Genomic DNA, 23,593 nt, shown 5'->3' on the forward strand with positions numbered 1-23,593 from the left:
GGGCACGAACTGGGACAGCGCGGCGACCTGTTTGCCCTCCAGCGCCGAGGCGCCGACCGCCGGTTCCTGGTTGAGCAGCTTGACGTCGTCCGGGCCAGGTCACGGTGACGCCGCTGCGGGGGGAAGCACCTGAGCGATCTGTTACGACGGGGGAATCGCGTCAGGCACTGCGGGGGGTGGCAGAGATGGTCCTCGGGGCAGGAGAGTCGGCCTCCACCTGCTGGTGGTCCCGTTGGTCCAGGTTCACAAAGATCATTCCGTACCGTACGGCACATCGCACTGGCTGCGGCGCCCCCCGAGGCCGCCGCAGACACCGGTACGCCCGTACGTCCTCGTCGTCGTCCCGCGTGACGACCACCGGCTCACCGAAAACAGTCACCATCAACGAGTCACCACTGTGGGGGATGGCGGTGACCAGGTCGATGAAGTGCCAGCCGGAGCGGTAGGCGGTGGCCATTTCACGACGGAAGGAGCGGTCGTCGGGTGGAGTGGTCACGGTCAGCTCCCGGCTCCGTCTGCCCCAGGGCTCGGCCAACTGCTGTTGTCCGCGCCACCGGCACTGTTCACGGCAACGGACGGCCAGCTGCTGTTCGCCCGAACATCGTCCTTCACATCGGAGAAGCCACTCAGCACACCGAGGGCTACAACGGCGGAGAAGGCGGCGACAAGCACCGAGCGAAGCATTCTGTTACGCATAGTCGGCTTCGTCCTCACTTGAAGGTCCCCTTTTCCCCCGTCAGGTACGACGATGGCTCATTCGGGCACGTCATGGCCACACAATCGATGCATCATGTTCCTGCATGTTCAGGACCCTGGGGGGTGGAAATTTGGCATCGAATCGGACTAAGGCGACACATCCCCATGCGATGACCGAGTGGTGCGATGAGGGCAGCCGCCTCTATGCCACCGCTCTGCGCGCCGGACGGATCGCCCGCGTGGATGCGGAGCCCGCCCCGTGCCTGATGGAGTTCGCCCTGCTCCACCCCGATCCGGACGACCCCAACTGGCTCCGTCCGGTGCCTCCGGCGGTCGCCCTGTCCCGGCAGCTCAACCCGCTGGAGCAGGAGATAGCCGATCGCCGGCGCCTGGCGACGGGACTCGCGGAGACCTTTCAGCCGTTCCTCGCCCTGGGTACCCAGCTGGCGGCAACCAGTGACGCCATTACTGTGCTGGAAGGCGGCGAACGAATCAACGCCGCACTCAACATGGCCACCGTCCAGTGCCAGACGGAAATGCTCACCGTCCAGCCGAGCGACCGGATGTCCGAGCGCAGCCTGCTGCGCGGACTGGAGCGCGACCGGCCCTTGATCGAACGCGGGGTGAGGATCCGCACCCTTTACCAGCACACCGCGCACTACAACCCCGAGCAACTGGCCTACGCCGCCCAGCTCTCCGACGGCAAGGCGGAATACCGCACCATCGACGAACTGGTCGAACGCCTGATCATCTGCGACGAGACCGTCGCCTTCATCCCCGCCCGGGACGACCAGCAGGTCGCCCTGGAGCTGCGTCACCCCGGCCTGGTCCGCTACCTCAACAAACTGTTCGAGTACCTGTGGGACCGGTCGGTCCCCCTCAGCACCGGCACACCGTACGGAACCGCCCGCGACGGCATCACGGAGATCCAGCACTCCATCGCCAAGCTCCTGATCGAGGGCCACGTCGACGAGGCCATCGCCCGCCGTCTCGGCATGAACGTCCGCACCTGCCGGGCCCATATAGCCAAGCTGGCATCGGCCCTGGGCAGCGGGAGCCGTGCCCAACTGGGCTATCTCATCGCACAGTCCGGGATTCTCGACCAGGAACGCTGACAGACGTCGAGGAGCGCTGTGGTCCGTCCAGGCCCGCCTGGGCGATGCGGACGCCCAACTGCGTGCGGCTCGCCGCGCCCAGGGTCTCCGACAGTCGGGCGATGTGCGCCCGGCAGGTCCGGACGCTTATGCCCAGCCGCTCCGCGATGACGGCGTCCTGGTGCCCCTCCGCGAGCAGCGCGGCGATGGACTGCTCCCGGTGGGAGATGCCCTCGATGCCCGTGTCGGGGAGCGGGGCCGTGAGGGGGATGGCGAGGCGCCAGAGGCGGTCGAAGATCGTGACGAGATAGGCGACGAGCGCGGGGTGCCGTAGCTCCAGGGCCATCGTGCGGTCGGAGTTGGCGGGGATGAAGGCGACCGTGCGGTCGAAGAGGATCAGCCGGTCGATCACCTCGTCCAGCGTGCGCGCCTCCACCGCGTCGCCCATCAGCTCCAGATAGGTCAGCAACCCCTGCCCGTGCCGGGCGACATGGGTGTAGAGGTCCCTCATCCTCACGCCCCGGCCGCGTAGCGCCAGCGCCCGGTGCAGGCCCTCGGAGAGCTCCGCCTCGCGGCGGATGCCGCCGGGCTGGACCGTGATCACCTCGGTGGTGCACGCCTGGGTCGCCTCGTCCATCGCGGCCTGGATCCGGGCGAGTCCGTCCAGGACCCGGATCGCCGGGCCCTCCGCCCCCGACGCGTCCGGCCGCACCTGGCGGCCCAGCCCGGCGTACCACTCGACGGCCGCGACGGCCGAGCCCACCCGCCGCTGGCTCGCGCTGACCTCGTCGTGCATCCCGCGCAGCAGCCGGGTCATGACCTCCTGCGGGGAGGTCGGCACCAGCCACTCCATGTCGTCGGGGTCCGGGTGCAGCAGGGCGAGCTCCAGCAGGCAGGGCACCGGTTCCGCGTCCCGGCGCGGCACCCGGCCGCGCCGTACGGCCCGGGAATACACGCGATCCCCGGCCTCGCACAGTCGGTCGGCACCATGGGGATGCTCATCCGCCCCGTGCCCGGCCATCGCCCGTCCCACCCCCGGTTTCGCCGTCCTGCCGCAGCGCAACTATGCGCGGACGGGACGTGCTCCGCAACACGGCTCCCCGCGCGACGGGAACCGGAAACCACCGGTGCGCACCGGTATCTCCGAGCCTCGGCTCGTCACGTCGCGGCGGCCGGCCGGGGGGTGGGTGAACCCGGCTCGGGGCGCGGCTACTTCAAGCCGGCAGCCTGGCACGCCGCCTTGTACTCGGCCGTGCAGATGTCCGACAGCTTGTAGATGTCGTCCGCGACCACCGTGTCCTTGATGTTCTCCTTGGTGAGCGCGACCACGGGCACGAGCTGCGCCGGGATGCCCTTGTCCGTGGGGCTGTCGACCCTCTCGCGGGCGAGAGCGGCGAACTGGATGTCGCGGCCCTGGACCTTGGCGACGGCCATCTCCGCGGCGTTCTCCGCCTCCTGCGGGTAGGACTTGTAGACGCTCATGTACTGCTCGCCGCTGAGGATCCGCTGCACTGCGGGGAGCTCCGCGTCCTGCCCGGTGATCGGCGGGAGGTCGGACACGCCCGCGGCCTCCAGCGCCTTGACGATGCCGCCGGCCATGCCGTCGTTGGCGGAGTAAACCGCCGCGATGTTGCCCTTGCCGATCTTCCGGATCGCGCCGGCCATGTTGGCCTCGGCGTTCTCCGGCTTCCAGTCCTTGGTGTCGAAGGACTCGGCGATGGTCACCTTGCCGTTCAGCTCGGACAACGCGCCCGCCTTGAACTGCTTGGCGTTCGGGTCCGTCGACGAGCCGTTCATCATGACGATCTTGTCGGAGAGGCTCGCCTTCTCGCCGATGGCCTCCAGCAGCGTACGGCCCTGGACCTCGCCCACCAGCTCGTTGTCGAAGGAGATGTAGGCGTCGATCGGCCCCTCGGCCAGCCGGTCGTAGGCGATGACCGGGATGCCGGCCTCCTTCGCCTTCTTCACGCCGCTCGCGATGGCCCGCGCGTCGACGGCGTCCAGCAGGATCACGTCGACCCGGTCGTCGATCATCTGCTGCAGCTGGCCCGCCTGCTTGTCCGCGCTCGCCTCGGCGTTGGCGTACTCGACGCGGCCCTTGTCGTTGGTGAGCGACTCGACCTTCTGCTTGATGATCGGGTAGTCGAAGTTCTCGTACCGCGTGTTCGCCTTCTCCGGCAGCAGCAACCCCACGGTGATGTCGTTGCCCTTCGTCGGGCTCGCGTCGTCACTGCTCCCCGTCGCGTTGAGCACGCCGCAGCCGGCGAGCGTGACGGACATCGTGGCGGCTGCCACTGATATGGAGAGGCGACGACGCATGCGGGAGCTCACTTCGCGTGTGATTCGGACGTGGGCACAAATTTTGGGACCCATGTGACTGAAAAGCCAACGCGGATGCGCCCCCAGCGTCAAGCGGAAGCACTTAACGAGATGACAACACCACGCTCTGCAGCAGTTGTGAAGACTCTGCGGAATCAGCTTCAAGTGCCGCGCACGTCCCGGTCATCCACAGGAGACCGGGTGAAATCAGACCAAGGCGCACGAAAAGGGCCGGGAGCGAACTCCCGGCCCTCTCACGTGCGCATGCGCGTCAGTCGGACTGCTGCTGCCGCTTCGGCCGCCACACCACCAGCGCGCTGGTCTGCTGCACCTCCTGGTACGGCACCAGGTCGCGGCGGTACGACGCGTGCACCGCGGCCTCGCGCTGGCGCATCGCCGCCGCAGCTCCGTCGAGCGCGTCCTGCATCTCGGCCACCCGGGCCTGGAGCGCGGCGACCTGGTTCTCCAGTTCGATGATGCGCTTGATACCGGCCAGGTTGATGCCCTCGTCCTGCGACAACTGCTGGACGGTGCGCAGCAGCTCGATGTCGCGGGCCGAGTAGCGGCGGCCCCGGCCCGCGGTGCGGTCCGGGGACACCAGGCCCAACCGGTCGTACTGGCGCAAGGTCTGGGGGTGCAGGCCGGACAGCTGGGCCGCCACCGAAATGACGTAGACCGGGGTCTCCTCGGTCAGTTCATACGGATTGCGCCGACGACCGTCCATCTGACTCATGCTCCCTTCGCGGCCTGGAACAGATCCGCCCGCGGATCCTCACCCGTGGTCGCCTCGCGATACGCCTCGAGTGCGTCACGAGCCTTCCCCGTCAGATCCTTCGGAACACTCACCTCCACGGTGACCAGAAGGTCCCCGCGGGTGCCGTCCTTGCGGACCGCGCCCTTGCCCCGGGCGCGCATGGTGCGCCCGTTGGGCGTGCCCGGCGGCAGCTTCAGCGTGACGGGCGGGCCGCCCAGGGTGGGCACCCGCACCTCGCCGCCGAGGGCCGCCTCGGTGAAGGTCACCGGGACGGTGACCGTGAGGTTGTCCTCCTTGCGGCCGAACACCGGGTGGGTGTCGACGTGCACGACCACGTAGAGGTCGCCCGCCGGCCCGCCGCGCTCGCCCGGCGCTCCCTTGCCGCGCAGCCGGATCCGCTGGCCGTCGCTGACGCCCGCGGGGATGCGCACCTGCATGGTCCGCGAGGACTTGGCCCGGCCGCTGCCCTTGCAGACCTCGCAGGCGTTCTCCGCGATCAGGCCGCGGCCCTTGCAGTCCGGGCAGGGGTCGGTGAGGGAGAAGCCGCCGCCGCTGCCCCGGGCGACCTGCCCGGTGCCGACGCAGGTCGGGCACACACGCGGTGTGCCGTTCTTGTCGCCGGTGCCCGAACAGGCCTTGCAGGGCGACTGCGACGACATCCGCAGCGGGACGGTCGCGCCCTCGATCGCCTCGGTGAAGCTGAGCGTGACCTCGGACTCGATGTCCTGGCCGCGCCGGGGGTGCGTACGCGTCCCCGGCCCGCCCGCGCCGCCGCGGTTGAACAGGCCCCCGAAAACGTCACCGAGTCCGCCGCCGAAGCCGCCGGCTCCCTGGCCGCCGCCCTGGCCGCCGCCCTGGGTGCCGCCTCCGAAGAGGTCGCCCAGGTCGAAGTTGAAGGAGCCGCCCGCGCCGCCCGGCCCCGGGCGGAAGCCGCCGTTGCCGAAGAGGGCGCGCGCGTCGTCGTACTCCTTGCGCTTCTTGGGGTCGCCGAGGATGTCGTTGGCCTCGGAGATCTCCTTGAAGCGCTCCTCCGCCTTGACGTTGCCGGTGTTGGCGTCCGGGTGGAACTCGCGGGCGAGCTTGCGGTACGCCTTCTTGATCTCGGCCTCGGTGGCGTCCTTGGGGACGCCGAGGACCTTGTAGTAGTCCTTCTCGATGAAGTCCTTGGTGCTCATCCTCGACGCCCCTCCTTCCCTTCGTTGATGACGTCAGCCCTCGTCCGGGCCACCGCTCTCCTTGTCGTCGGCGTCGGCGGACTCGTCCGCCTTGACCGTCTGCGCCCCCGGCTGGGGTTCGGCCACCGCCACCCGCGCGGGGCGGATGGTGCGCTCGCCGATCCGGTACCCGGGCTGCAGGATCGCGACGCACGTCGTCTCGGTGACGTCCGGTGCGTAGCTGTGCATCAGGGCTTCGTGGATCGTCGGGTCGAAGGGCTCGCCCTCCTTGCCGAACTGCTGCAGGCCCATCTTCGCCGCGGTGCTCTCCAGCGACTCGGCGACGGACTTGAAGCCGCCCACCAGTTCGCCGTGTTCACGCGCGCGGCCGATGTCGTCGAGCACGGGCAGGAGCTCGGTCAGGAGGTTCGCGATGGCGATCTCCTTGACCGCGATCCGGTCGCGCTCGACCCGGCGGCGGTAGTTCTGGAACTCGGCCTGGAGGCGCTGGAGGTCCGCCGTGCGCTCACCGAGCGCGGTGCGGGCCTGGTCCAGCTGGGCCACCAGAGCCACGTCCTGGCCCGTGTCCCCGGCCGGGGCCGCCCCCTCCTCAGCGGAGGGGGAGGCGGCCTTCGGCTCGGCGTCGTCGGAGGTGGCGCCGGAAGGGACGTCGGGCTGCTGCTCGTCGAAGCCCGGGGTCTCCTCCGTCACGCGGCACCGTCCTTCCGGTCCTCGTCGACGATCTCGGCGTCGACGACGTCGTCGTCAGCGGCCTTGGCACCACCGGCAGCGGCATCCGCGTCACCGGCGGGGCCACCGGCGGCCTGGGCCGCGCCCGCGTCCGCGTACATGGCCTGGCCGAGCTTCTGGGAGACGGCCGCGACCTTCTCGGTGGCGGTGCGGATCTCGGCGGAGTCCTCGCCCTTGAGCTTCTCCTTCAGCTCGGCGACGGCTTCCTCGACCTCGGTCTTGATCTCGCCCGGGACCTTGTCCTCGTTGTCCTTGAGGAACTTCTCGGTCTGGTAGACGAGCTGCTCGCCCTGGTTGCGGGACTCGGCGGCCTCGCGGCGCTTGTGGTCCTCCTCCGCGTACTGCTCGGCCTCCTGGCGCATGCGGTCGACCTCGTCCTTCGGCAGCGAGGAGCCGCCGGTGACGGTCATCTTCTGCTCCTTGCCGGTGCCGAGGTCCTTCGCCGTGACGTGCATGATGCCGTTGGCGTCGATGTCGAAGGACACCTCGATCTGCGGGACGCCGCGGGGCGCCGGCGGCAGACCGGTCAGCTCGAACATCCCGAGCTTCTTGTTGTACGCCGCGATCTCGCGCTCGCCCTGGTAGACCTGGATCTGCACGGACGGCTGGTTGTCCTCGGCGGTGGTGAAGATCTCGGACCGCTTGGTCGGGATCGTCGTGTTCCGCTCGATGAGCTTGGTCATGATGCCGCCCTTGGTCTCGATGCCGAGGGACAGCGGGGTGACGTCGAGGAGCAGGACGTCCTTGACCTCGCCCTTGAGGACACCGGCCTGCAGGGCGGCGCCGATGGCGACGACCTCGTCCGGGTTGACGCCCTTGTTGGCGTCCTTGCCGCCGGTCAGCTCCCTGACGAGCTCGGCGACGGCGGGCATACGGGTCGAGCCGCCGACCAGGACGACGTGGTCGATCTCGCTGATGGAGATGCCGGCGTCCTTGATGACGTTGTGGAACGGCGTCTTGCAGCGCTCCAGCAGGTCCGCGGTCAGCTGCTGGAACTGGGCGCGGGTGAGCTTCTCGTCGAGGTGCAGGGGGCCCTCGGCGGAGGCGGTGATGTAGGGCAGGTTGATCGAGGTCTCGGTGGACGAGGACAGCTCGATCTTCGCCTTCTCGGCGGCCTCACGCAGACGCTGCAGGGCCATCTTGTCCTTGCCCAGGTCCACGCCGTGGCCGGACTGGAACTGCTGGACCAGGTAGTCGACGATGCGCTGGTCCCAGTCGTCACCACCGAGGTGGTTGTCACCGTTGGTGGCCTTCACCTCGACGACGCCGTCGCCGATCTCCAGCAGCGAGACGTCGAACGTACCGCCACCGAGGTCGAAGACCAGGATGGTCTGGTCGTCCTTGTCGAGGCCGTACGCCAGGGCGGCCGCGGTGGGCTCGTTGACGATGCGCAGGACGTTCAGACCGGCGATCTCACCGGCCTCCTTCGTGGCCTGGCGCTCGGAGTCGTTGAAGTACGCCGGGACGGTGATGACCGCGTCGGTCACCTTCTCGCCCAGGTAGGACTCGGCGTCACGCTTGAGCTTCTGGAGCACGAAGGCGCTGATCTGCTGCGGGTTGAAGGGCTTCCCGTCGAGCTCGATCTTCCAGTCGGTGCCCATGTGACGCTTCACGGAGCGGATGGTCCGGTCCACGTTCGTGACCGCCTGGCGCTTGGCCACCTCTCCGACGAGCACCTCACCGTTCTTGGCGAAGGCGACGACGGACGGCGTGGTCCTGGCGCCCTCGGCGTTGGTGATGACGGTGGGCTCGCCGCCCTCCAGAACGCTGACGACGGAGTTAGTCGTGCCCAGGTCGATGCCGACCGCACGTGCCATGGTTGATTCCTCCAGCTGACTTGAGTGGAACGGACTCAAGTGTGCACGACGGCTCCCGACCGGTCAACAGAGCTGAGTCGGGCAGGCTCAACTCTTATCCGTTCCTTACGCGCAATGACGCTGCGACCTGCGGCGATACGCTGTGTCGAGGGTCGTACACAGGGACACGCGCGAGGGTGAACACCGCGACGAGGGCCCCTCCCGCCACCCACCACAGGGCGCCGGCCCCGATGTGACCCGCATGCGCGAGTACCCCGACGAGCATCCCGGACAACGCCCCGGCCCCCAGCAGCAGACTCGCCCCCGGCGCGGTCAGCCCGAGCCGCCGCAGCCGGTGCGCCAGATGGTCGGGCCCACCGCGCCCCACGCCCCGCCCGGCCAACCGCCGTACCCCCAGCACGAGTACGGCATCGGCGCCCACCACGGCGGTCAGCGCGAACAGGACCCCCGCGCTCTCCACGACCCCGAACCCGGCCCGGGCGTACACGGCCCCCACGGCGATCACGAACCCCGCGGACATGGACCCGCAGCCGCCCAGCGCCACGCGCGCGGGGTGCCAGTTGTGCAGCAGGCACCCGGTCAGCGCGGCGGCCAGCACGCTCATCAGCCCCGCGACGCCGTCCATCACCTCGACGGCCGCACAGGCCGCCACACCGAAGGCCATGACGACCCCGACCGTGCCCGCCAGTCCGTCGGCGTGATCGAGCCCCCGGAACCCGAACACCACCGCCACGACCCACGCGACGGCCAGCAGCCCGGCCCCCACCCCCGTCTCCCCGTACGGCACGACACACGCGGCCGCCGCGCCCGTACCGGCGGCCAGCACCCGCCGCCGCAGCCGCCACACGTCCCCGGCGAGCCCCAGCAGGGCGACGGCGCCCGAGGCGACGAGCACCCCGCGCGCGCCGTCGGCGGGCGGCGCGAGCCCCAGCCACTCCCCGGCCCCGACGACCAGGCCCGTGACGAGCACGACGGCCACACCCCCGGACAGCGGTACGTCCCGCTGCCGCCGCCGCTCGACCAGTCGCAGCCGCAGTGCGGGGGTCCGCAGGGCGGCGGCGAGCAGGGCGGTGAGAAGCAGGGCGGTGGCGGCGGCGGTGATCCCGTAGAGCACGGATATAAGGTAGGCGGAATTATGGCAATTCGGTATGAATAACACGAGGAGACGGCGTCAGGATCGCGACGGGCCACGGCGAGATCGACGCCGGGATCGCCTCGGGAGGGTGACCCGGATCCGGTCCGTTTCTGAGGCAACCCTCAGCGATTCAGATCACTGCCCACCCGGCTACAGTGCGGCGGAGGATGAGGGTAGTCTCAGACGGACTGCATAAGTTACCGCTTAGTAATTTCGGGGAACCCTGCAAAACGACAGGTCACCCCGACGAAACCCCTCGCAGGCCCGAGGAGCCCCCATGCAACTCGCCGCGATCATCGTGTCGCTGGTACTGACCGTGGTCGGCGTCGCGCTGCTCGCACGCGCGATCGGCCAGTTCGTCCGGTACTTCAAGCTGGGCCAGCCGGTCCCCGCCGGTACCCGGACCGACAACCCCTACCAGCGCAGCGTGACCCTGGTGAAGGAGTTCCTCGGCCACACGCGCATGAACCGCTGGGGCATCGTCGGTGTCGCCCACTGGTTCGTCGCCGTCGGCTTCCTGACGCTCCCGCCGACCCTCGCCCAGGCCTTCGGCCAGCTGTTCAAGGCCGACTGGGTGCTGCCGGTCATCGGCGAGTTCCTGCCGTTCGAGCTGTACATCGAGTTCATCGGCGTGATGACGACCCTGGGCATCGCGGTGCTCATCGCGATCCGCCTGCTGAACCTGCCGAGCCGCCCGGGCCGCAAGTCCCGCTTCGCCGGGTCCAAGGCCGGCCAGGCGTACTTCGTCGAGTACGTGATCCTCACCATCGGCCTGGCGATCTACGTCCTGCGGGGTCTGGAGGGCGCGCTCCACCACGTCGACCACTACGAGGCGTCGTACTTCGCGTCGTACCCGCTGGTGCTCGCGTTCAAGGGGCTGAGCGTCACGGCGCTGCAGAACCTCGTCTACTTCGTCGCGATGATCAAGATCGGCACATCGTTCGTCTGGATGATCGTGGTGTCGCTCAACACCAACATGGGTGTGGCCTGGCACCGTTTCCTCGCCTTCCCGAACATCTGGTTCAAGCGCGAGGCGAGCGGCGGCACGGCCCTCGGCGCGCTCCAGCCGATGACCTCGGGCGGCAAGCCGATCGACTTCACCGACCCCGGTGACGACGACGTCTTCGGCGTCTCCCAGGTCGAGCAGTACTCCTGGAAGGGCCTGCTGGACTTCTCCACCTGCACCGAGTGCGGCCGCTGCCAGTCGCAGTGCCCCGCCTGGAACACGGGCAAGCCCCTCTCCCCCAAGCTGCTGATCATGTCCCTGCGGGACCACGCGCACGCCAAGGCGCCGTACCTGCTGGCCGGCGGCGGCAAGACCATGGAGGGCGAGGAGAAGGCGTCCGAGGAGCAGCTGAAGGACGTGCCCGCCGCCGCCCTGGCGGAGGCCGAGCGCCCCCTGGTCGGCACGCAGGAGGAGAACGGCGTCATCGACCCGGACGTCCTGTGGTCCTGCACCACGTGCGGCGCCTGTGTCGAGCAGTGCCCGGTGGACATCGAGCACGTCGACCACATCGTCGACATGCGCCGCTACCAGGTGATGATCGAGTCGTCGTTCCCGTCCGAGGCGGGCACGATGCTCAAGAACCTGGAGAAGAAGGGCAACCCCTGGGGCCTGGCGAAGAAGCAGCGCCTGGAGTGGCTCAAGGAACTCGACTTCGAGGTCCCGGTCGTCGGCAAGGACATCGAGGACCTGACCGAGGTCGAGTACCTGTACTGGGTCGGCTGCGCCGGCGCCCTGGAGGACCGCGCCAAGAAGACGACGAAGGCCTTCGCCGAACTGCTCCACATCGCGGGCGTCAAGTTCGCGATCATGGGCGGGGACGAGAAGTGCACCGGTGACTCCGCCCGGCGTCTCGGCAACGAGCCCCTGTTCCAGGAGCTCGGCATGGAGAACGTCATGGCGCTGAACATGGCGTTCGGCGAGGAGATGGACGACGAGGGCAAGGTCGTCGCCGAGTCGGCGAAGCCCAAGTCGGCCAAGAAGATCGTCGCCACCTGCCCGCACTGCCTCAACACGCTCGGCAACGAGTACCCGCAGCTCGGCGGCGACTACGAGGTCATCCACCACACGCAGCTGCTCCAGCACCTCGTCGACGAGGGCAAGCTGATCCCGGTCACGCCGGTCGAGGGCATCATCACGTACCACGACCCGTGCTACCTGGGCCGCCACAACAAGATCTACACGCCGCCGCGCGAGATCATCGCCGCCGTCCCCGGCATCCGCAACGAGGAGATGCACCGCCACAAGGAGCGCGGCTTCTGCTGCGGCGCCGGTGGTGCGCGGATGTGGATGGAGGAGCGGATCGGCAAGCGCATCAACAATGAGCGCGTCGACGAGGCCCTGTCGGTCAACCCCGACATCGTCTCGACGGCCTGCCCGTTCTGCCTGGTCATGCTCACGGACTCCGTCAACGGCAAGAAGAACGACGGCAAGGCGAAGGAGTCCATCCAGGTCGTCGACGTCGCCCAGCTGCTGCTGGACTCGGTGAAGACGCCGGTCACGGCGGAGGACACCGACGACGACTCGGACGACGACGGCGAGCCGCCGGCCGGCACGTCGGACTCTACGAGCGCGCCGGAGCCGGAGCCGGTGAAGTAGGCGGCCTCCGTCTGTTCTTTCCTGCGCCCCCTGCCCGAGTTGTCGGGCAGGGGGCGCAGGCGTTCCCTACGGCCTACGGGCTCCTGGGACTCTCACCGTCGTCCTGTGTGACAGGCGCACGCAGGAGTCCGCCGCTCCCGGCTCTCGACAACACGGAGAATGTCCCGCAGCGCCTCGGTCAGCCGCTCGGCCAGGAAGCGCAGTTGCGTCTCGGTGGCGTCCGGAAGCATGTCCTCGGCATGCGCGAGGAGCTGGGCGCCCATGTCGAGCTGGGTCGCTTCGGCTGTGTCGGCCAGACGCGACAGGCGTCCTCCGCGGTCGTCGGTGATCAGGTAGCTCGGCTTGCCCTCAGGGCTGGACCAGGGCAGTAGGCGCGCTTCACGCAACCGTTGCCCCGCCTCCGGCTGTGCCGACTCGAAGTCCGCACTCATCAAGCGACCTCCGTCCGCTCGAGCCAATAGGGCCCGGGCAGATCCGTTCCCGACGACACCATGGTGAGCTCACGACGCCTTTGGCGTTCCTCATGAACGGCGAGGTAGGGGCGCACGGTGACGGTTGAAGCGCCGTCGACAACGGCGGCCAGCCCGTACGGACTGCGGTGAGCAGGAAGCGGCGCCCGACCCGGGACGGGTGCGGCGGGAAGGGTACGCGATGGACGCGCGAGGGCACGGCGTGCATGGGAGGTGGGGCCGAGAGACCCACCCACTCCAGAAGACGGCGGATAAGGTCGAGCACGTCATCAGCTCCGTTCGGCTTCGCTGGTGGCCACGCCCCCGGACGGCTCCACCCGTCGCGGGGGTTTCTGCATGTCGCATCCTCGTGGTCTACCGCAGTCTACTGCGGTCGCGCGGTCTACCGCAGGGTTTTAGCGTCCACTGCATGAGTCCCGAGCTTGACCGCACCCGTCCTGTCTGGCGGCAGGTAGCCGCAGTCATCGCCGACCGCATCGCTGACGGGTCGTACCCCGTGGGCAGTCGGGTGCCGTCCGTCGTGGAACTGTCCACCGAGTTCGGCATCGCCGCCTCGACCGCGCAGAAGGCATTGACGCACCTCAAGACGGAAGGACTCGTCCGGGCGGAGGTCGGTCTGGGGTCGTTCGTCGCGGAGCGTCACGGGAAGTCCTCGGCCGAGGGGGCGTAGGCAGAGACGTCGTTTCACGCTCGGACCCGGAGGCCGGATCGCGGACCGGCCTGTCAAGCTGTCGGCTGCGTCGAGGAGCATTGTGAGCGCGAGCAGGTGGACCAGCACGTCGATGCCGTACCTGACACCCCGTGAACAGGGGCAGGGTGAGGCCTGGAGTGAGGACGCGGCCGCCCAGGGCCGACGTGGATCCCAGCGGATCGTCCACGCCGGAGAGGTGCCCGCGCCGGCCGAGGTCGCACGGCTGCTCGGTGTCCCGGACGGGGAACCGGTCGTCGTACGACGCCGCCTGATCCTCCTGGACGACGAGCCGAACGAACTGACCGACACCTACTACCCCGTCGCCATCGCCCGAGGCACACCGCTCGCCGGAACGGCAAAGATCCGCGGCGGAGCCGTCACCCTGCTCGCCGAACTGGGTCATGTCGGCGCGCTGGTCAGGGAGGACGTCACGGCGGGCCTGCCCGACGAAGAGGAACGGCAGACCCTGCGAATCGCGCCGACGGAACCGGTCCTGCGCCTCACCAGGCTCACCCTGGACCGCGACGAACGACCCATCCAGGTCGACCGTATGGTGATGCCCGCCCAACGCCACCAGTTGCGCTACGAGATCAGAATCGGATGACCGCAGTGCCCAAGGCCGAACCGGAATCCCACGACCTCCGCTCGCTGCACGAACGGATCGCGGCCGACCTGCGCGACGACATCATGAGCGGCGAGTTGCCGTCGGGCGCGAACCTGCCCTCCACCGCATAACTCCGCACCCGCTTCGACGCCTCGAACTCCACGATCCGGAAGGCGCTCCAACTCCTCAAGGACGAGCGCCTGGTGGTCGGACGAGCAGGAGCGGGGGTGACCGTCCGCGAACACCACCGGCGCACGATACGCCCTGCGGTGTCCCTCACCCCGGCCGCAGCCGAGCAGTCCTACCCCTGGCTCACCGAGGCGGCCAAGCACGGCACGGACGCCCGCATCACGCTCCTCGACGTGAGGAAGACAGTCCCACCCGCGGACATCCGCAGCGCCCTCACTCTCCCGGAGGACGGCGTGGCGGTACTCCGCAGCCAGCTCGTACTCATCGACGACGAACCGGCTGAACTCGTGAATTCCTACTACCCGCTGAACATCGCCGACGGCACACCACTGACGGACCACCGCCGCATCAAGGGCGGAACGTCCACCCTGCTCGGTCACCTGGGCCACGCACCCCATCACTGTGTGGACCGTGTATCGGCCCGAGTGCCCACGCAGGAGCAGTTCGAGGTCCTACGCCTGCCCGGCAGTCTGCCCGTGCTGTGCACGCTGCGGGTGGTCCACGCGGCCGACGGACGTCCGATCGAAGCCACCTCGAGGGTGAAGGCGGGACACCTCCACGAGGTGCTGTACGAGTTCGTGCCGGAGTAGCAATCGCCGCACCACGCCACACGATCAGGGCCAATCACGTTGTTGAAGGGGCGAGTTCGTCTCCGAAGCCCTACCGTCTTGCTCTGTGACAGCGACCATGCGGGGCGTCGACCAGGGGGGCTCTCACCGCCACCACCTTCACCACTGTCTTCGTCCTGGTCATGGACGACGGTGAGTACGACCTGCTGAACGGGGTCGTGGGGCTCGTCTGCGCGCTCATCCTGCTGGCCTACTACCGGCCGCTGCCCGCGGAGACGCCGTTCGACGCCCGCAGCGGCGCCTGGGCGTTCGGCGCGGTCGCCGGGCTGCAAGTGGCCAGCGGCGTCTCTTGGCTGGTCCAGCTCGCAGTCAACGGGGCCGTCGGCGAGGGGATTGTGGAGCTGAGCAAGGAGTGCCGCGACAAGAGCCAGTGCCTCGGCGACGAGGCCGATCTCCATGTCGTGATCGTCTGGGCCGCGGCTGCCCTGGTGCTGGGCTACAAGCACCACGAGCGTTTTCCGTACCGGACGCCGTCCGCATAGGCATCGTCGGCGGTGTCGGCCGGCCAGTGGTCACCGTGCGAGGCGGACGCACCGGGCCAGGCGCTCAGGTCCTGACCCGGTGTCGCTGACAAGCGCGTCGACGAGGCCCTGTCGGTCAACCGCGACATCGTCTCGACAGCCTTCTACCGCACGCCTTTGACCACAGCGCGCGAGTTTTGGACGTGGATCGGCTGGGGCGGTCGAGCGGGGCCGCTGTGCCGTCCCTCGATGCCCGCCTTGCCCCGTACGGAAGATCGCCGGCTATTTCTGCTGGGTGCCAAGGAGGAGATACCTGGACAGCGCTGGACGGGCTGTCGGGCGCGAACCTCACGGAGGGTCCGGACAGTACCTGCACAGAAGGGTGTGTTGACGGCAACCGCTGTTCACACGATGTTGAAGCCTCTGCCGGCGTCATAAATGTCGACCTCGACAATGACCACGTCGGATGGGGTCACGAGGTAGTGCACCATGAGGCCCTCGGCCCAGGTGGAGCGGGTCGCGTCATCGTCCATATAGGCAAGGTGGGTGTCTGGGCCTTGTGGGTCGTCGGCGATCCGGTCGACGACCCGCAGCAGTGTCTTTCGATCGTCGGCTGGGATGCAGTCGCGGAATCGTCCCGCCTGCTCGGTGAAATGAACATGTCGCTTCATCGCGGATGGAGTGTACGTCGGGCAATCCTGTGGAGGCTTGTCACAGCCACTCGTTGAGGATTGCGACCAGCACCTGACTTCGTAGCGGATGGCAGGCTTGTCGCATCTCGAGGCCACGGCCCGGCGCTTGAGGCGGTTTGATCTCGCGCTCAACCACATGGCGCTCACCCCGTAGCAGCGCTAGTTTCCTTTTGAAGGTTCCATCGGTGCCGCGCCTGGGTTCGGATGGTCATCAGGGCGTGACATCCGCACAAATGTCGGGCAGAGAGGCCCGGAATCATGGCTTCCGTCACAGCCCGCCCGATCTTGGTCTGCTTCTGTTGATCTCGACCACAGACGCACGCGCGTCTCTCCCGCCTTGCCAGGGCGGGCAGTTGCGCGTGCGCGCAGCACCACGAGAAACACACGGGGACAGATGTTCACCAGAACGACCGACCGGGCCCTCTTCACGCGCGGCACCGCCATGTTCGTGTCCGCCCTCACCGCGGGCGCGATCTTCACCGCGAGCACCGGTGCGCAGGCGGCCGAGGCCACCCCGCGCACCACCGCTCCGGCATCCACCGGCATCACCGCACCGGCCTCCGCCGTCGCCGACTCCGCCGTCGCCGACTCCGACGACGACGCCGATGACGCCCAGTGGGAGGCCCTGCTCAACTCGATGCTGTCCGTGCCCGAGGACGTGCTGGCACAGGGGGACGAGGCGACCGCCGCCTACCTCAAGCAGCAGAACCGGAAGCCGGGGCAGCCACTGGTCGGCTTCGGCTGGCCCAGCTTCGGCTGCATGGGCGCCGTCGCGGTCGCCATCGGCACCAACCTCCTGCCCGCCACGAAGATGGTGAAGATCGTGAGGGTGGCCAAGCGCGTCGGGGTCAAGCGGATCGTGAGCGCGATCAAGGCCATCCGCAAGGGCAAGGGACACACGCTCGCCAACGACCTCCAGTGGGTCGGCGCCCAGCTTCTGGGGCTCGAAGGCGTCAAGGCAGCCTGCCACTAGCAGTGATCGGAGGCATCGACATGCTGGCAGCGAACATCGTCTTCGCTTGCGAGACCCTGCTGGTCGTCGCGGGCATCATCTGGATGCTCGCGGTCGTCCGCACCCGGGCGATGGTCGCCGGGGCCGATCGTCCCCGCCTCGGCCTCATCCAGCCGACCGGGGAGCTGATCACCGCCGCGTCGCTCAGCCTCGGCGCGGGGTGGGCCGTCACCCGCCACGAGGTACCCAACCTGCTCGTGCTCGCCATCCTGGGGATCGCCCTCCCCGCCATGGCCGGCATGGCCCTGGCGCTGATCATCCGCCAGGAGGAGTCGCCGCTGCGCAGCGCACGCGGCTGGCCGGTCCTGCTCGTGCCCGTCATCGGGGGCGCGACCGCCGGTCTGGCACCCCACCTGTTCTGATCGGGGAGCATCCGTGTCCGGCGGGGCCTCGCCCCGCCGGACACCGTCGCGTGCGGTGAGTGAGTTCCGGGGCTCCGACGGTCTGCCCACGGTCCGCCCCTCGAGCTGCGCTACGGCTGCCGACGCGTGCCTGTGCCTGCCGATGTCTGCCCGTGCATCCGCGGGACGGCACGCACCGCCGCCCCGCATCACCGCCCGCTCCCATCAGCCCCGGAAATTAACCGAACTCACGTACAACCCTTACGTCCCGCCACGGGTCTCTTGATCGCCGAACGCCCGTGAACGCCCGGACAACTCCCGGCGAACACGGACAGTTTGGCCCTCCATCGACTGTGGATGTCCGCCAGACATCCCCCGCATGCAGCAGGAGACCCCGCATGCAGCAGCACGAGCGCCCCTTCGGGCGCCGGCCCGTACCCGCTCACCCGTCCCGGCGCCGCCGCGCGCGGCTCGCCCTGGCCACCGGCGCCGCGGCCGCGCTGACCGGCACGCTGCTGTCGGCCACGGCCGGCACGGCGACGGCCGCGGACGGCACGCACGCCGCGCGGGCGGACTTCAACGGCGACGGCATCGGCGACGTGGCGTTCTCCGCCTCCGGCGCGTTCGTGAGCGGCAAGAAGGACGCCGGTCAGCTCGTCGTGCTGTACGGCACGAAGACCGGAGTGTCCTCCGCGAAGCGGTCCGCGATCAGCCAGAACACCACCGGCAACCCGGGCACCGCCGAGGCCGGCGACGTGTTCGGCGCCGACAGCGCCTACGCCGACTTCAACGGCGACGGCTACGACGACCTCGCCGTCTCCTCCCCGATGGAAGACGTCGGCAGCGACAAGGACGGCGGCACCGTCGCGGTCCTGTGGGGCTCGGCCCAGGGCATCACCGGCAAGGGCGACTCGATCGCCGACGCGGCCCCCACCAAGCACGACCGCTGGGGCCGGAACCTCGCCGCCGGCGACTTCGACGGCGACGGCAAGGCGGACCTGGCCGTCGGCAACACCTCCAACACCCTCTACGTGCTCAAGGGCGGCATCAGCGGCTCCGGCACGGCGATCAAGGGCCGCTACGGCGTCAAGGCCCCCGTCCAGGCGTCGGGCGACGGCTCGGGCCCGCTCAACATCACCGCGGGCGACGTCAACGGCGACCACCGCACGGACCTGGTCGCCGACGGCTTCGAGACCGCCACCGGCCACTACTGGAACACCAACTACCTGCTGCCGGGGACGAGTTCCGGCCTGTCCGCCGCCGGCGCCCAGCCGCTGAAGTCCGGTGTCATCACCGGCATCGGAGACGTCAACGGCGACGGCTTCCAGGACCTCGTCAACGGCGACGGCTTCCAGGACCTCGTCAACGGCGTCGCGGGCGAGGACATCGGCTCCGTCACCGACGCCGGCCAGCTCGTCGTGCTGTACGGCTCGGCCTCCGGCATCAACACCTCCTCCGGCACCCAGTCGTTCGCGCAGAGCACCGCGGGCGTCCCCGGCTCGGACGAGAAGGACGACTTCCTCGGCGCCGACGTGAAGCTCGAGGACGTCACCGGCGACGGCCGCGCCGACGTACTGGCCGGCTCGTACGAGAACGACGGCAACGGCGCGGTCCTCTACCTGCCGTCCAACGGCACGAAGATCACCGCCACGGGTTCGCGCACCGTCTCCCCCAGTGACTCGGGCGTCTCGACGACGGGCTACCCGAACTTCGGCGCGAACTTCGCCGACTGAGCCATCCGGCACCGACCGGGGCGACCCTCACGGCGACGGAACGGGTCCCGCACGAGCGGGCCCGCCCCGCACCGGCGGAACCATCCGCCCTCGGCGGAGCGGGTCCCGCACCAGCGGGCCCGTCCCGCACCGGCGGGCCGCCCCGGACCGGCGGAGCCATCCGGATCAGCGGGCCATCCCACACCGGAGGAGCCATCCGGCCTCGGCGGAGCCATCCCGCACCGGCGGAGCCGTCCCACGCCGGCCGGGTGTCCCACGCCGACGAAGCCCCCCGGGGCGGAGCACCCCGCACCACCCCAGCCGCCGCCCGCCAAGCGGAGCACCCGCACCACCCCAGCAACCTGCACCCCCGGGGGCGGCCCTCCAGGTCCGGCCCGGCCCCTTCCCACCCGGAGTCCCACCTTGCGCAAGCGCACCCTCCTGCTGGCCGCCACGCTCACCACCGGCCTGCTCACCACCGCCCTGGTCTCCCCCGCCACCGCCGCCCCCTCCGGTCTCGCCGGGGACTTCAACGGCGACGGATACCGGGACGTCGCGGCCGGCGCCCCGTGCGCCGACGTCGGCTCGGCCTCCTGCGCCGGTGCCGTCGTCGTGCTGTACGGCTCGGCGTCCGGTGTCTCGGCCGCCCGCCGGGCCGTCATCACCCAGAACTCCGCGGGCGTGCCCGGTACCGCCGAGTCGGGCGACCTGTTCGGTTCCGCCCTGGCCAGCGGTGACCTGGACCGGGACGGCTACTCCGACCTCGTCGTCGGCGCCTCAAACGAGAGCATCGGCGACCGGGACGGCGTCGGCTCCGGCACCGTCCTGTGGGGCAGCAAGTCCGGCCTGGCCGGCGGCAAGGGCCTGCCGCAGCCGTCGACGCTCGCCGAGTACGGCAACTTCTCCCGGGGCATCGCCACCGGCGACTTCGACGGCGACGGCGACAGCGACGTCACGCTCACCGGCCAGAGCCACACCCGCATCTACAACGGCCCCTTCACCCGCACCGGCGGCCCGCTGAACAACCTCCGCGTCGGCGAGGTCGGCACCACGTTCGAGGTGATCGCGGGCGACCTCAGCGGCGACGGCGCGGCCGAGCGCGTCTACCCCTTCAACGTGGACGGCGACACCGGCGGCGAGATCGACTACTTCCGCTGGACCGGCACGACGTACAAGATGGCCGATCTGCCGAACGCAGACGGTTACCCCGGTTCCATCGGCGACATCAACCGCGACGGCTACGGCGACCTCGTCCTCGGCGACCCCACGGACCCGTACGGCCTCAAGCCCGGCGGCCACAAGGGCGGCCAGGTCACCGTCTGGTACGGCGGACCGAACGGCCCCGACCCGGCGCAGCAGCCGACCGTCGTCCACCAGGACACTGCGGGCGTGCCCGGCGCGGGCGAGGCCGAGGACGGCTTCGGCAGCGCGGTGAGCACCGGCGACATCAACGGCGACGGCTACGCCGACGTCGTGGTCTCCGCCCCGGGCGAGGACATCGGCTCGGTGAAGGACGCGGGCTCGGTGACCGTGCTGTTCGGCTCCGCCTCCGGCCTGAAGACCGGCAGCGGCGTGAAGTCGTACACCCAGAACACCGCCGGGGTGCCCGGCTCCGCCGAGTCCTCGGACCGTTTCGGTTCCGCGGTCGGCCTGACCGACGTCACCAAGGACGGCAAGGCGGACCTGGTCGTCGGCGTCCAGGGCGAGAACTCCACCGGCGGCCTGTGGACCCTGCGCGGTTCCGCCTCCGGCCTGACCACGAGCGGTGCGCAGGGCATCACGTCCACCGCCGTCTCCCTCAAGGGCCGCGTCGACCTCGGCTCGAGCGTGGCCCAGTGACGTCCCGCCGACTCTCCTGTGAGGCACGTACTCCCATGGGCACCCGCATCACCGCCGCGGTCCTCGCCGCGGCCCTGACCCCGCTCGCCCTCGCCCTCTCCGCCCCGGCCGCGCACGCCGTGCCGGCCGCCGCCCCCTACGACTTCAACGGCGACGGCTACGGCGACGTGGCCTTCGCCGCCCCCTACGCCAAGGTGGACGGCCAGGGCATGGCCGGCTACGTCGCCGTGGTCTACGGCGGCGCCACCGGCCTCGACCCGGCCAAGAACACCGTGATCAGCCAGAACACCGCCGGTGTGCCCGGCGCCGCCGAGGCCGAGGACACCTTCGGTGAGGCGATCGCCCCGGCCGACCTCAACGGCGACGGCTACACCGACCTCGCGGTCGGCTCTCCCGGCGAGGATGTCGGCGACGACGTCGACGGCGGCTCCGTCACCGTCCTGTGGGGCTCGGCGAGTGGCCTGAAGAACGGCACCACCGTGAAGGACCCGGCGGTCTCCGCGCACGACCACTGGGGCAACCTGCTGACCGCCGGCGACTTCGACGGCGACGGCAAGGCGGACCTGGCCGCGAGCGCCTACGCGGACCCGTACGTCCTCCGCGGCCCCTTCACCACCATCGGCACCACCGGCGCCGTCAAGCGGGTCGCCCTGCCCGAGGCGTCGTACAGCGTCGACGCCATGGCGGCGGGCGACACCAACGACGACGGCAGGTCCGACCTGGCCCTCACCTACCGTGTCCACCTCGACTCGGGCGAGTCGGGCAGCTGGTCCAAGGGCGCCGCCTACCTCGGCACCGCCACCGGCCTGGACACCTCGCTCCCCCGGCCCCTGAACGGCGGCACCTCCCTCGCCCTCGGTGACATCGACGGCGACGGCTACGACGAGATCGCCCTCGGCAACGTCTTCACCGAGGAGGTCGACCACAGCGGCAGTCTCGGCGGCCGGGTCGTCGTCATCCGCGGCTCGGAGGGCGGCCCGGTCAACGGCGACGCGCCCATGGCCGAGCTCACCCAGGACTCCGAGGGCGTCCCGGGCGCCGACGAGGCGAACGACGGCTTCGGCAGCGCCGTCTCCATCGGCGACACCAACGGTGACGGTTACGGCGACCTCGCCATCGGCGTCGTCTTCGAGGACGTCGGCACCATCGAGGACACCGGCGCCACGATCCTCATGAACGGCTCCGCCTCCGGCGTCTCGCGCACCGGCGCCCGCACCTTCACCCAGAACACCGCAGGCGTCCCGGGCTCAGCCGAGGCCCTCGACTACTTCGGCTCCGACGTCCTGCTGGCCGACGTCACGAAGGACGGTCACGCCGAGTTCACCGCCACGGCCGGTTTCGAGGACGAGGGCATCGGCGCGATCACGGCCCTGCGCGGCTCGGCCACCGGCCCCGTCACCGACGGCGCCCGCACCTTCGGCCCCGGCAGCCTCGGCCAGATCCGCTCCTACGGCGCGTTCGGCGCCGGCCTCATCGGCTGACGAACCAGGAGATCCCCATGCGCAGATCCACCACGACCGCCCTGGTCGCCGCCCTGCTGGCGACCGGCGTGACCCCCGTGTTCCTCACCGGCCCCGCCGCCGCGGCGGTGGCCAAGCACTACGACGACTTCAACGGCGACGGCCGCCGCGACCTCGCCTACGGCGGTTACAACGACGTCGACCGCGAGGGCGGCACGATCACCGTCGTATACGGCACCACCACCGGCCTCGACACCGCCCACCCCAAGTACCTCCACCAGGACAGCGCGGGCGTGCCCGGCGCCGGCGAGGAGGACGACCAGTTCGGCGCGTCTCTCGCGAGCGCCGACCTCAACAAGGACGGCTACGCGGACCTCGTCGTCGGCAACCCCACCGAGCACGTGGGCAGCGCCGACCACCGGGGCACGGTCACCGTCCTGTGGGGCTCGAAGTCCGGCCTGTCCGGCGGCACCAACATCTCCCCGGTCGGCGGCGCGGGCGGCCACTTCGGCCGCGACCTGGCGACCGGCGACTTCACCGGCGACGGCTCCCCCGACCTGGCCGTGATCGGCGGCGAGGAGGCGTGGCTGTACCGCGGCCCCTTCACCAAGTCGGGCACCACCGGCAAGGTCAGCAAGATCGACAAGGGGTCCGGCGGCTGGTACTCCTCCGCCCTCGCCTCCGGAAAGGTCGACGGCGACGGCAAGACCGACCTGGTCGTGATCGGCACGGAGATCAACGGCAGCCAGATCCGCGAGCGTGCCTGGTACCTCAAGGGCACCTCCTCCGGCCTCGCCTCGGGCACCTCCAGGACGCTCAGCGACCGGCAGCAGGGCCTCTACCCGAGCCCCGTCATCGGCGACTTCGACAAGAACGGCTACGGCGACATCGCCCTCGGCGTGCCCGACAAGGACAACGGCAAGGGCGCGGTCACGATCTGGCGCGGCACGTCGTCGGGCCCGGGCACATCGATCACCCTCACCCAGGCCACCTCCGGCGTCTCCGGCAGCCCCGAGGCCGACGACAACTTCGGCTACGCGACCTCGGCCGCCGACACCAACGGCGACGGCTACGCGGGACACCCTCGAGGACGCCGCGGCAGCGGGCCTGACCGACATCGACACCACTCAGGCCATCACCTACTACCGCACCGAGCGCGGCGGCAACGAACA

At 69.9% G+C, this 23,593-nt stretch carries 21 protein-coding genes and 1 pseudogene; 12 read left to right on the forward strand and 10 right to left on the reverse strand.

From position 1 onward, the window contains the following. Positions 1-160: 160 nt before the first annotated feature. Positions 161-496, reverse strand: coding sequence for a hypothetical protein (locus tag ABZ281_RS04860; RefSeq protein ID WP_030846386.1), 336 nt, complete (start codon positions 494-496; stop codon positions 161-163). Positions 497-866: 370 nt separating this feature from the next. Between ABZ281_RS04860 and ABZ281_RS04865 the strand changes: the two genes are divergently transcribed. Further along, on the forward strand, positions 867-1,811 hold the full coding sequence (locus tag ABZ281_RS04865; protein WP_356652139.1) for a helix-turn-helix transcriptional regulator: 945 nt from the start codon (positions 867-869) through the stop codon (positions 1,809-1,811). Here the strand turns inward: ABZ281_RS04865 and ABZ281_RS04870 are convergent. The 7 genes from ABZ281_RS04870 to ABZ281_RS04900 all read right to left on the reverse strand — a co-directional run bounded on the left by ABZ281_RS04870 (position 1,774) and on the right by ABZ281_RS04900 (position 9,698). Further along, entirely contained in the window at positions 1,774-2,811 is a 1,038-nt protein-coding gene (locus ABZ281_RS04870) for a LuxR C-terminal-related transcriptional regulator (protein WP_356652141.1), read from the reverse strand. The genes ABZ281_RS04865 and ABZ281_RS04870 overlap by 38 nt on opposite strands. A 188-nt stretch (positions 2,812-2,999) precedes the next feature. Continuing rightward, complete coding sequence (locus ABZ281_RS04875; RefSeq protein ID WP_356652143.1) at positions 3,000-4,121, reverse strand: substrate-binding domain-containing protein; 1,122 nt, start codon at positions 4,119-4,121, stop codon at positions 3,000-3,002. A gap of 259 nt (positions 4,122-4,380) precedes the next feature. Continuing rightward, on the reverse strand, positions 4,381-4,833 hold the full coding sequence (locus ABZ281_RS04880; protein ID WP_033310108.1) for a helix-turn-helix domain-containing protein: 453 nt from the start codon (positions 4,831-4,833) through the stop codon (positions 4,381-4,383). Positions 4,834-4,838: 5 nt separating this feature from the next. Further along, positions 4,839-6,038, reverse strand: coding sequence for a molecular chaperone DnaJ (gene dnaJ / locus ABZ281_RS04885; protein WP_356652145.1), 1,200 nt, complete (start codon positions 6,036-6,038; stop codon positions 4,839-4,841). Between the two features lie 33 nt (positions 6,039-6,071). Beyond that, a complete protein-coding gene (gene grpE / locus ABZ281_RS04890) occupies positions 6,072-6,728 on the reverse strand; it encodes a nucleotide exchange factor GrpE (RefSeq protein WP_142161421.1) in 657 nt (218 codons plus the stop codon). Beyond that, entirely contained in the window at positions 6,725-8,584 is a 1,860-nt protein-coding gene (gene dnaK / locus ABZ281_RS04895) for a molecular chaperone DnaK (RefSeq protein WP_356652147.1), read from the reverse strand. The genes grpE and dnaK overlap by 4 nt, the downstream gene beginning before the upstream one ends. Positions 8,585-8,678: 94 nt before the next feature. Beyond that, on the reverse strand, positions 8,679-9,698 hold the full coding sequence (locus tag ABZ281_RS04900) for an MraY family glycosyltransferase (RefSeq protein WP_356652149.1): 1,020 nt from the start codon (positions 9,696-9,698) through the stop codon (positions 8,679-8,681). 298 nt (positions 9,699-9,996) lie between these two features. Here ABZ281_RS04900 and ABZ281_RS04905 point away from each other — a divergent pair, with 298 nt between their 5' ends. Next, positions 9,997-12,321, forward strand: a complete 2,325-nt coding sequence (locus tag ABZ281_RS04905; protein WP_356652151.1) for a heterodisulfide reductase-related iron-sulfur binding cluster — start codon at positions 9,997-9,999, stop codon at positions 12,319-12,321. Between the two features lie 92 nt (positions 12,322-12,413). Here the strand turns inward: ABZ281_RS04905 and ABZ281_RS04910 are convergent, their stop codons facing one another. Next, entirely contained in the window at positions 12,414-12,752 is a 339-nt protein-coding gene (locus ABZ281_RS04910) for a hypothetical protein (RefSeq protein WP_356652153.1), read from the reverse strand. A 448-nt stretch (positions 12,753-13,200) separates the two neighbouring features. Here ABZ281_RS04910 and ABZ281_RS04915 point away from each other — a divergent pair, with 448 nt between their 5' ends. The 4 genes and pseudogenes from ABZ281_RS04915 to ABZ281_RS04930 all read left to right on the forward strand — a co-directional run bounded on the left by ABZ281_RS04915 (position 13,201) and on the right by ABZ281_RS04930 (position 15,386). Beyond that, positions 13,201-13,461 (forward strand): winged helix-turn-helix domain-containing protein, encoded by a 261-nt coding sequence (locus ABZ281_RS04915; protein WP_356652155.1) that lies wholly within the window; start codon positions 13,201-13,203, stop codon positions 13,459-13,461. Between the two features lie 82 nt (positions 13,462-13,543). Next, the gene (locus tag ABZ281_RS04920; protein WP_356652157.1) at positions 13,544-14,086 is read left to right on the forward strand and encodes a UTRA domain-containing protein; all 543 of its coding nucleotides are present in this window, start codon (positions 13,544-13,546) and stop codon (positions 14,084-14,086) included. Next, positions 14,083-14,865: pseudogene (locus ABZ281_RS04925) on the forward strand (GntR family transcriptional regulator). The gene ABZ281_RS04920 and the pseudogene ABZ281_RS04925 overlap by 4 nt, the downstream one beginning before the upstream one ends. 161 nt (positions 14,866-15,026) lie before the next feature. Further along, positions 15,027-15,386 carry a hypothetical protein gene (locus ABZ281_RS04930; protein ID WP_356652159.1) on the forward strand — a complete coding sequence of 120 codons (360 nt, stop codon included), beginning with the start codon at positions 15,027-15,029 and terminating at the stop codon, positions 15,384-15,386. Between the two features lie 383 nt (positions 15,387-15,769). On the opposite strand, the gene ABZ281_RS04935 is transcribed toward ABZ281_RS04930, so the two are convergent. Next, positions 15,770-16,036: a hypothetical protein gene (locus ABZ281_RS04935; protein ID WP_356652161.1), complete on the reverse strand. Its 267-nt coding sequence runs from the start codon at positions 16,034-16,036 to the stop codon at positions 15,770-15,772. Positions 16,037-16,451: 415 nt separating this feature from the next. On the opposite strand from ABZ281_RS04935, the gene ABZ281_RS04940 reads away from it, so the two are divergent. The 6 genes from ABZ281_RS04940 to ABZ281_RS04965 form a co-directional block, all read left to right on the forward strand. Further along, positions 16,452-17,030, forward strand: coding sequence for a hypothetical protein (locus ABZ281_RS04940; protein WP_356652163.1), 579 nt, complete (start codon positions 16,452-16,454; stop codon positions 17,028-17,030). Between the two features lie 20 nt (positions 17,031-17,050). After that, complete coding sequence (locus ABZ281_RS04945; RefSeq protein WP_356652165.1) at positions 17,051-17,431, forward strand: hypothetical protein; 381 nt, start codon at positions 17,051-17,053, stop codon at positions 17,429-17,431. Positions 17,432-17,808: 377 nt separating this feature from the next. After that, entirely contained in the window at positions 17,809-19,143 is a 1,335-nt protein-coding gene (locus ABZ281_RS04950) for a VCBS repeat-containing protein (RefSeq protein ID WP_356652167.1), read from the forward strand. A gap of 402 nt (positions 19,144-19,545) precedes the next feature. Continuing rightward, a complete protein-coding gene (locus tag ABZ281_RS04955) occupies positions 19,546-20,961 on the forward strand; it encodes a hypothetical protein (protein WP_356652169.1) in 1,416 nt (471 codons plus the stop codon). A gap of 35 nt (positions 20,962-20,996) precedes the next feature. Then, entirely contained in the window at positions 20,997-22,442 is a 1,446-nt protein-coding gene (locus ABZ281_RS04960; protein WP_356652171.1) for an FG-GAP repeat protein, read from the forward strand. A 17-nt stretch (positions 22,443-22,459) separates the two neighbouring features. Continuing rightward, positions 22,460-23,593: VCBS repeat-containing protein (locus ABZ281_RS04965; protein WP_356652173.1), on the forward strand; the 1,134-nt coding region annotated here is incomplete at its 3' end.

Source organism: Streptomyces sp. NPDC006265 (assembly GCF_040613555.1).
Taxonomy (GTDB): domain Bacteria; phylum Actinomycetota; class Actinomycetes; order Streptomycetales; family Streptomycetaceae; genus Streptomyces.

Excerpts from the sequence above, each read along its gene's own strand:
- ABZ281_RS04865 (WP_356652139.1), top strand. The coding sequence starts at position 867 with ATGACCGAGTGGTGCGATGAGGGCAGCCGCCTCTATGCCACCGCTCTG.
- ABZ281_RS04870 (WP_356652141.1), bottom strand. The coding sequence starts at position 2,811 with ATGGCCGGGCACGGGGCGGATGAGCATCCCCATGGTGCCGACCGACTG.
- ABZ281_RS04880 (WP_033310108.1), bottom strand. The coding sequence starts at position 4,833 with ATGGACGGTCGTCGGCGCAATCCGTATGAACTGACCGAGGAGACCCCG.
- dnaJ (WP_356652145.1), bottom strand. The coding sequence starts at position 6,038 with ATGAGCACCAAGGACTTCATCGAGAAGGACTACTACAAGGTCCTCGGC.
- dnaK (WP_356652147.1), bottom strand. The coding sequence starts at position 8,584 with ATGGCACGTGCGGTCGGCATCGACCTGGGCACGACTAACTCCGTCGTC.
- ABZ281_RS04905 (WP_356652151.1), top strand. The coding sequence starts at position 9,997 with ATGCAACTCGCCGCGATCATCGTGTCGCTGGTACTGACCGTGGTCGGC.
- ABZ281_RS04910 (WP_356652153.1), bottom strand. The coding sequence starts at position 12,752 with ATGAGTGCGGACTTCGAGTCGGCACAGCCGGAGGCGGGGCAACGGTTG.
- ABZ281_RS04915 (WP_356652155.1), top strand. The coding sequence starts at position 13,201 with ATGAGTCCCGAGCTTGACCGCACCCGTCCTGTCTGGCGGCAGGTAGCC.
- ABZ281_RS04930 (WP_356652159.1), top strand. The coding sequence starts at position 15,027 with ATGGACGACGGTGAGTACGACCTGCTGAACGGGGTCGTGGGGCTCGTC.
- ABZ281_RS04935 (WP_356652161.1), bottom strand. The coding sequence starts at position 16,036 with ATGAAGCGACATGTTCATTTCACCGAGCAGGCGGGACGATTCCGCGAC.
- ABZ281_RS04940 (WP_356652163.1), top strand. The coding sequence starts at position 16,452 with ATGTTCACCAGAACGACCGACCGGGCCCTCTTCACGCGCGGCACCGCC.
- ABZ281_RS04945 (WP_356652165.1), top strand. The coding sequence starts at position 17,051 with ATGCTGGCAGCGAACATCGTCTTCGCTTGCGAGACCCTGCTGGTCGTC.
- ABZ281_RS04950 (WP_356652167.1), top strand. The coding sequence starts at position 17,809 with ATGCAGCAGCACGAGCGCCCCTTCGGGCGCCGGCCCGTACCCGCTCAC.
- ABZ281_RS04960 (WP_356652171.1), top strand. The coding sequence starts at position 20,997 with ATGGGCACCCGCATCACCGCCGCGGTCCTCGCCGCGGCCCTGACCCCG.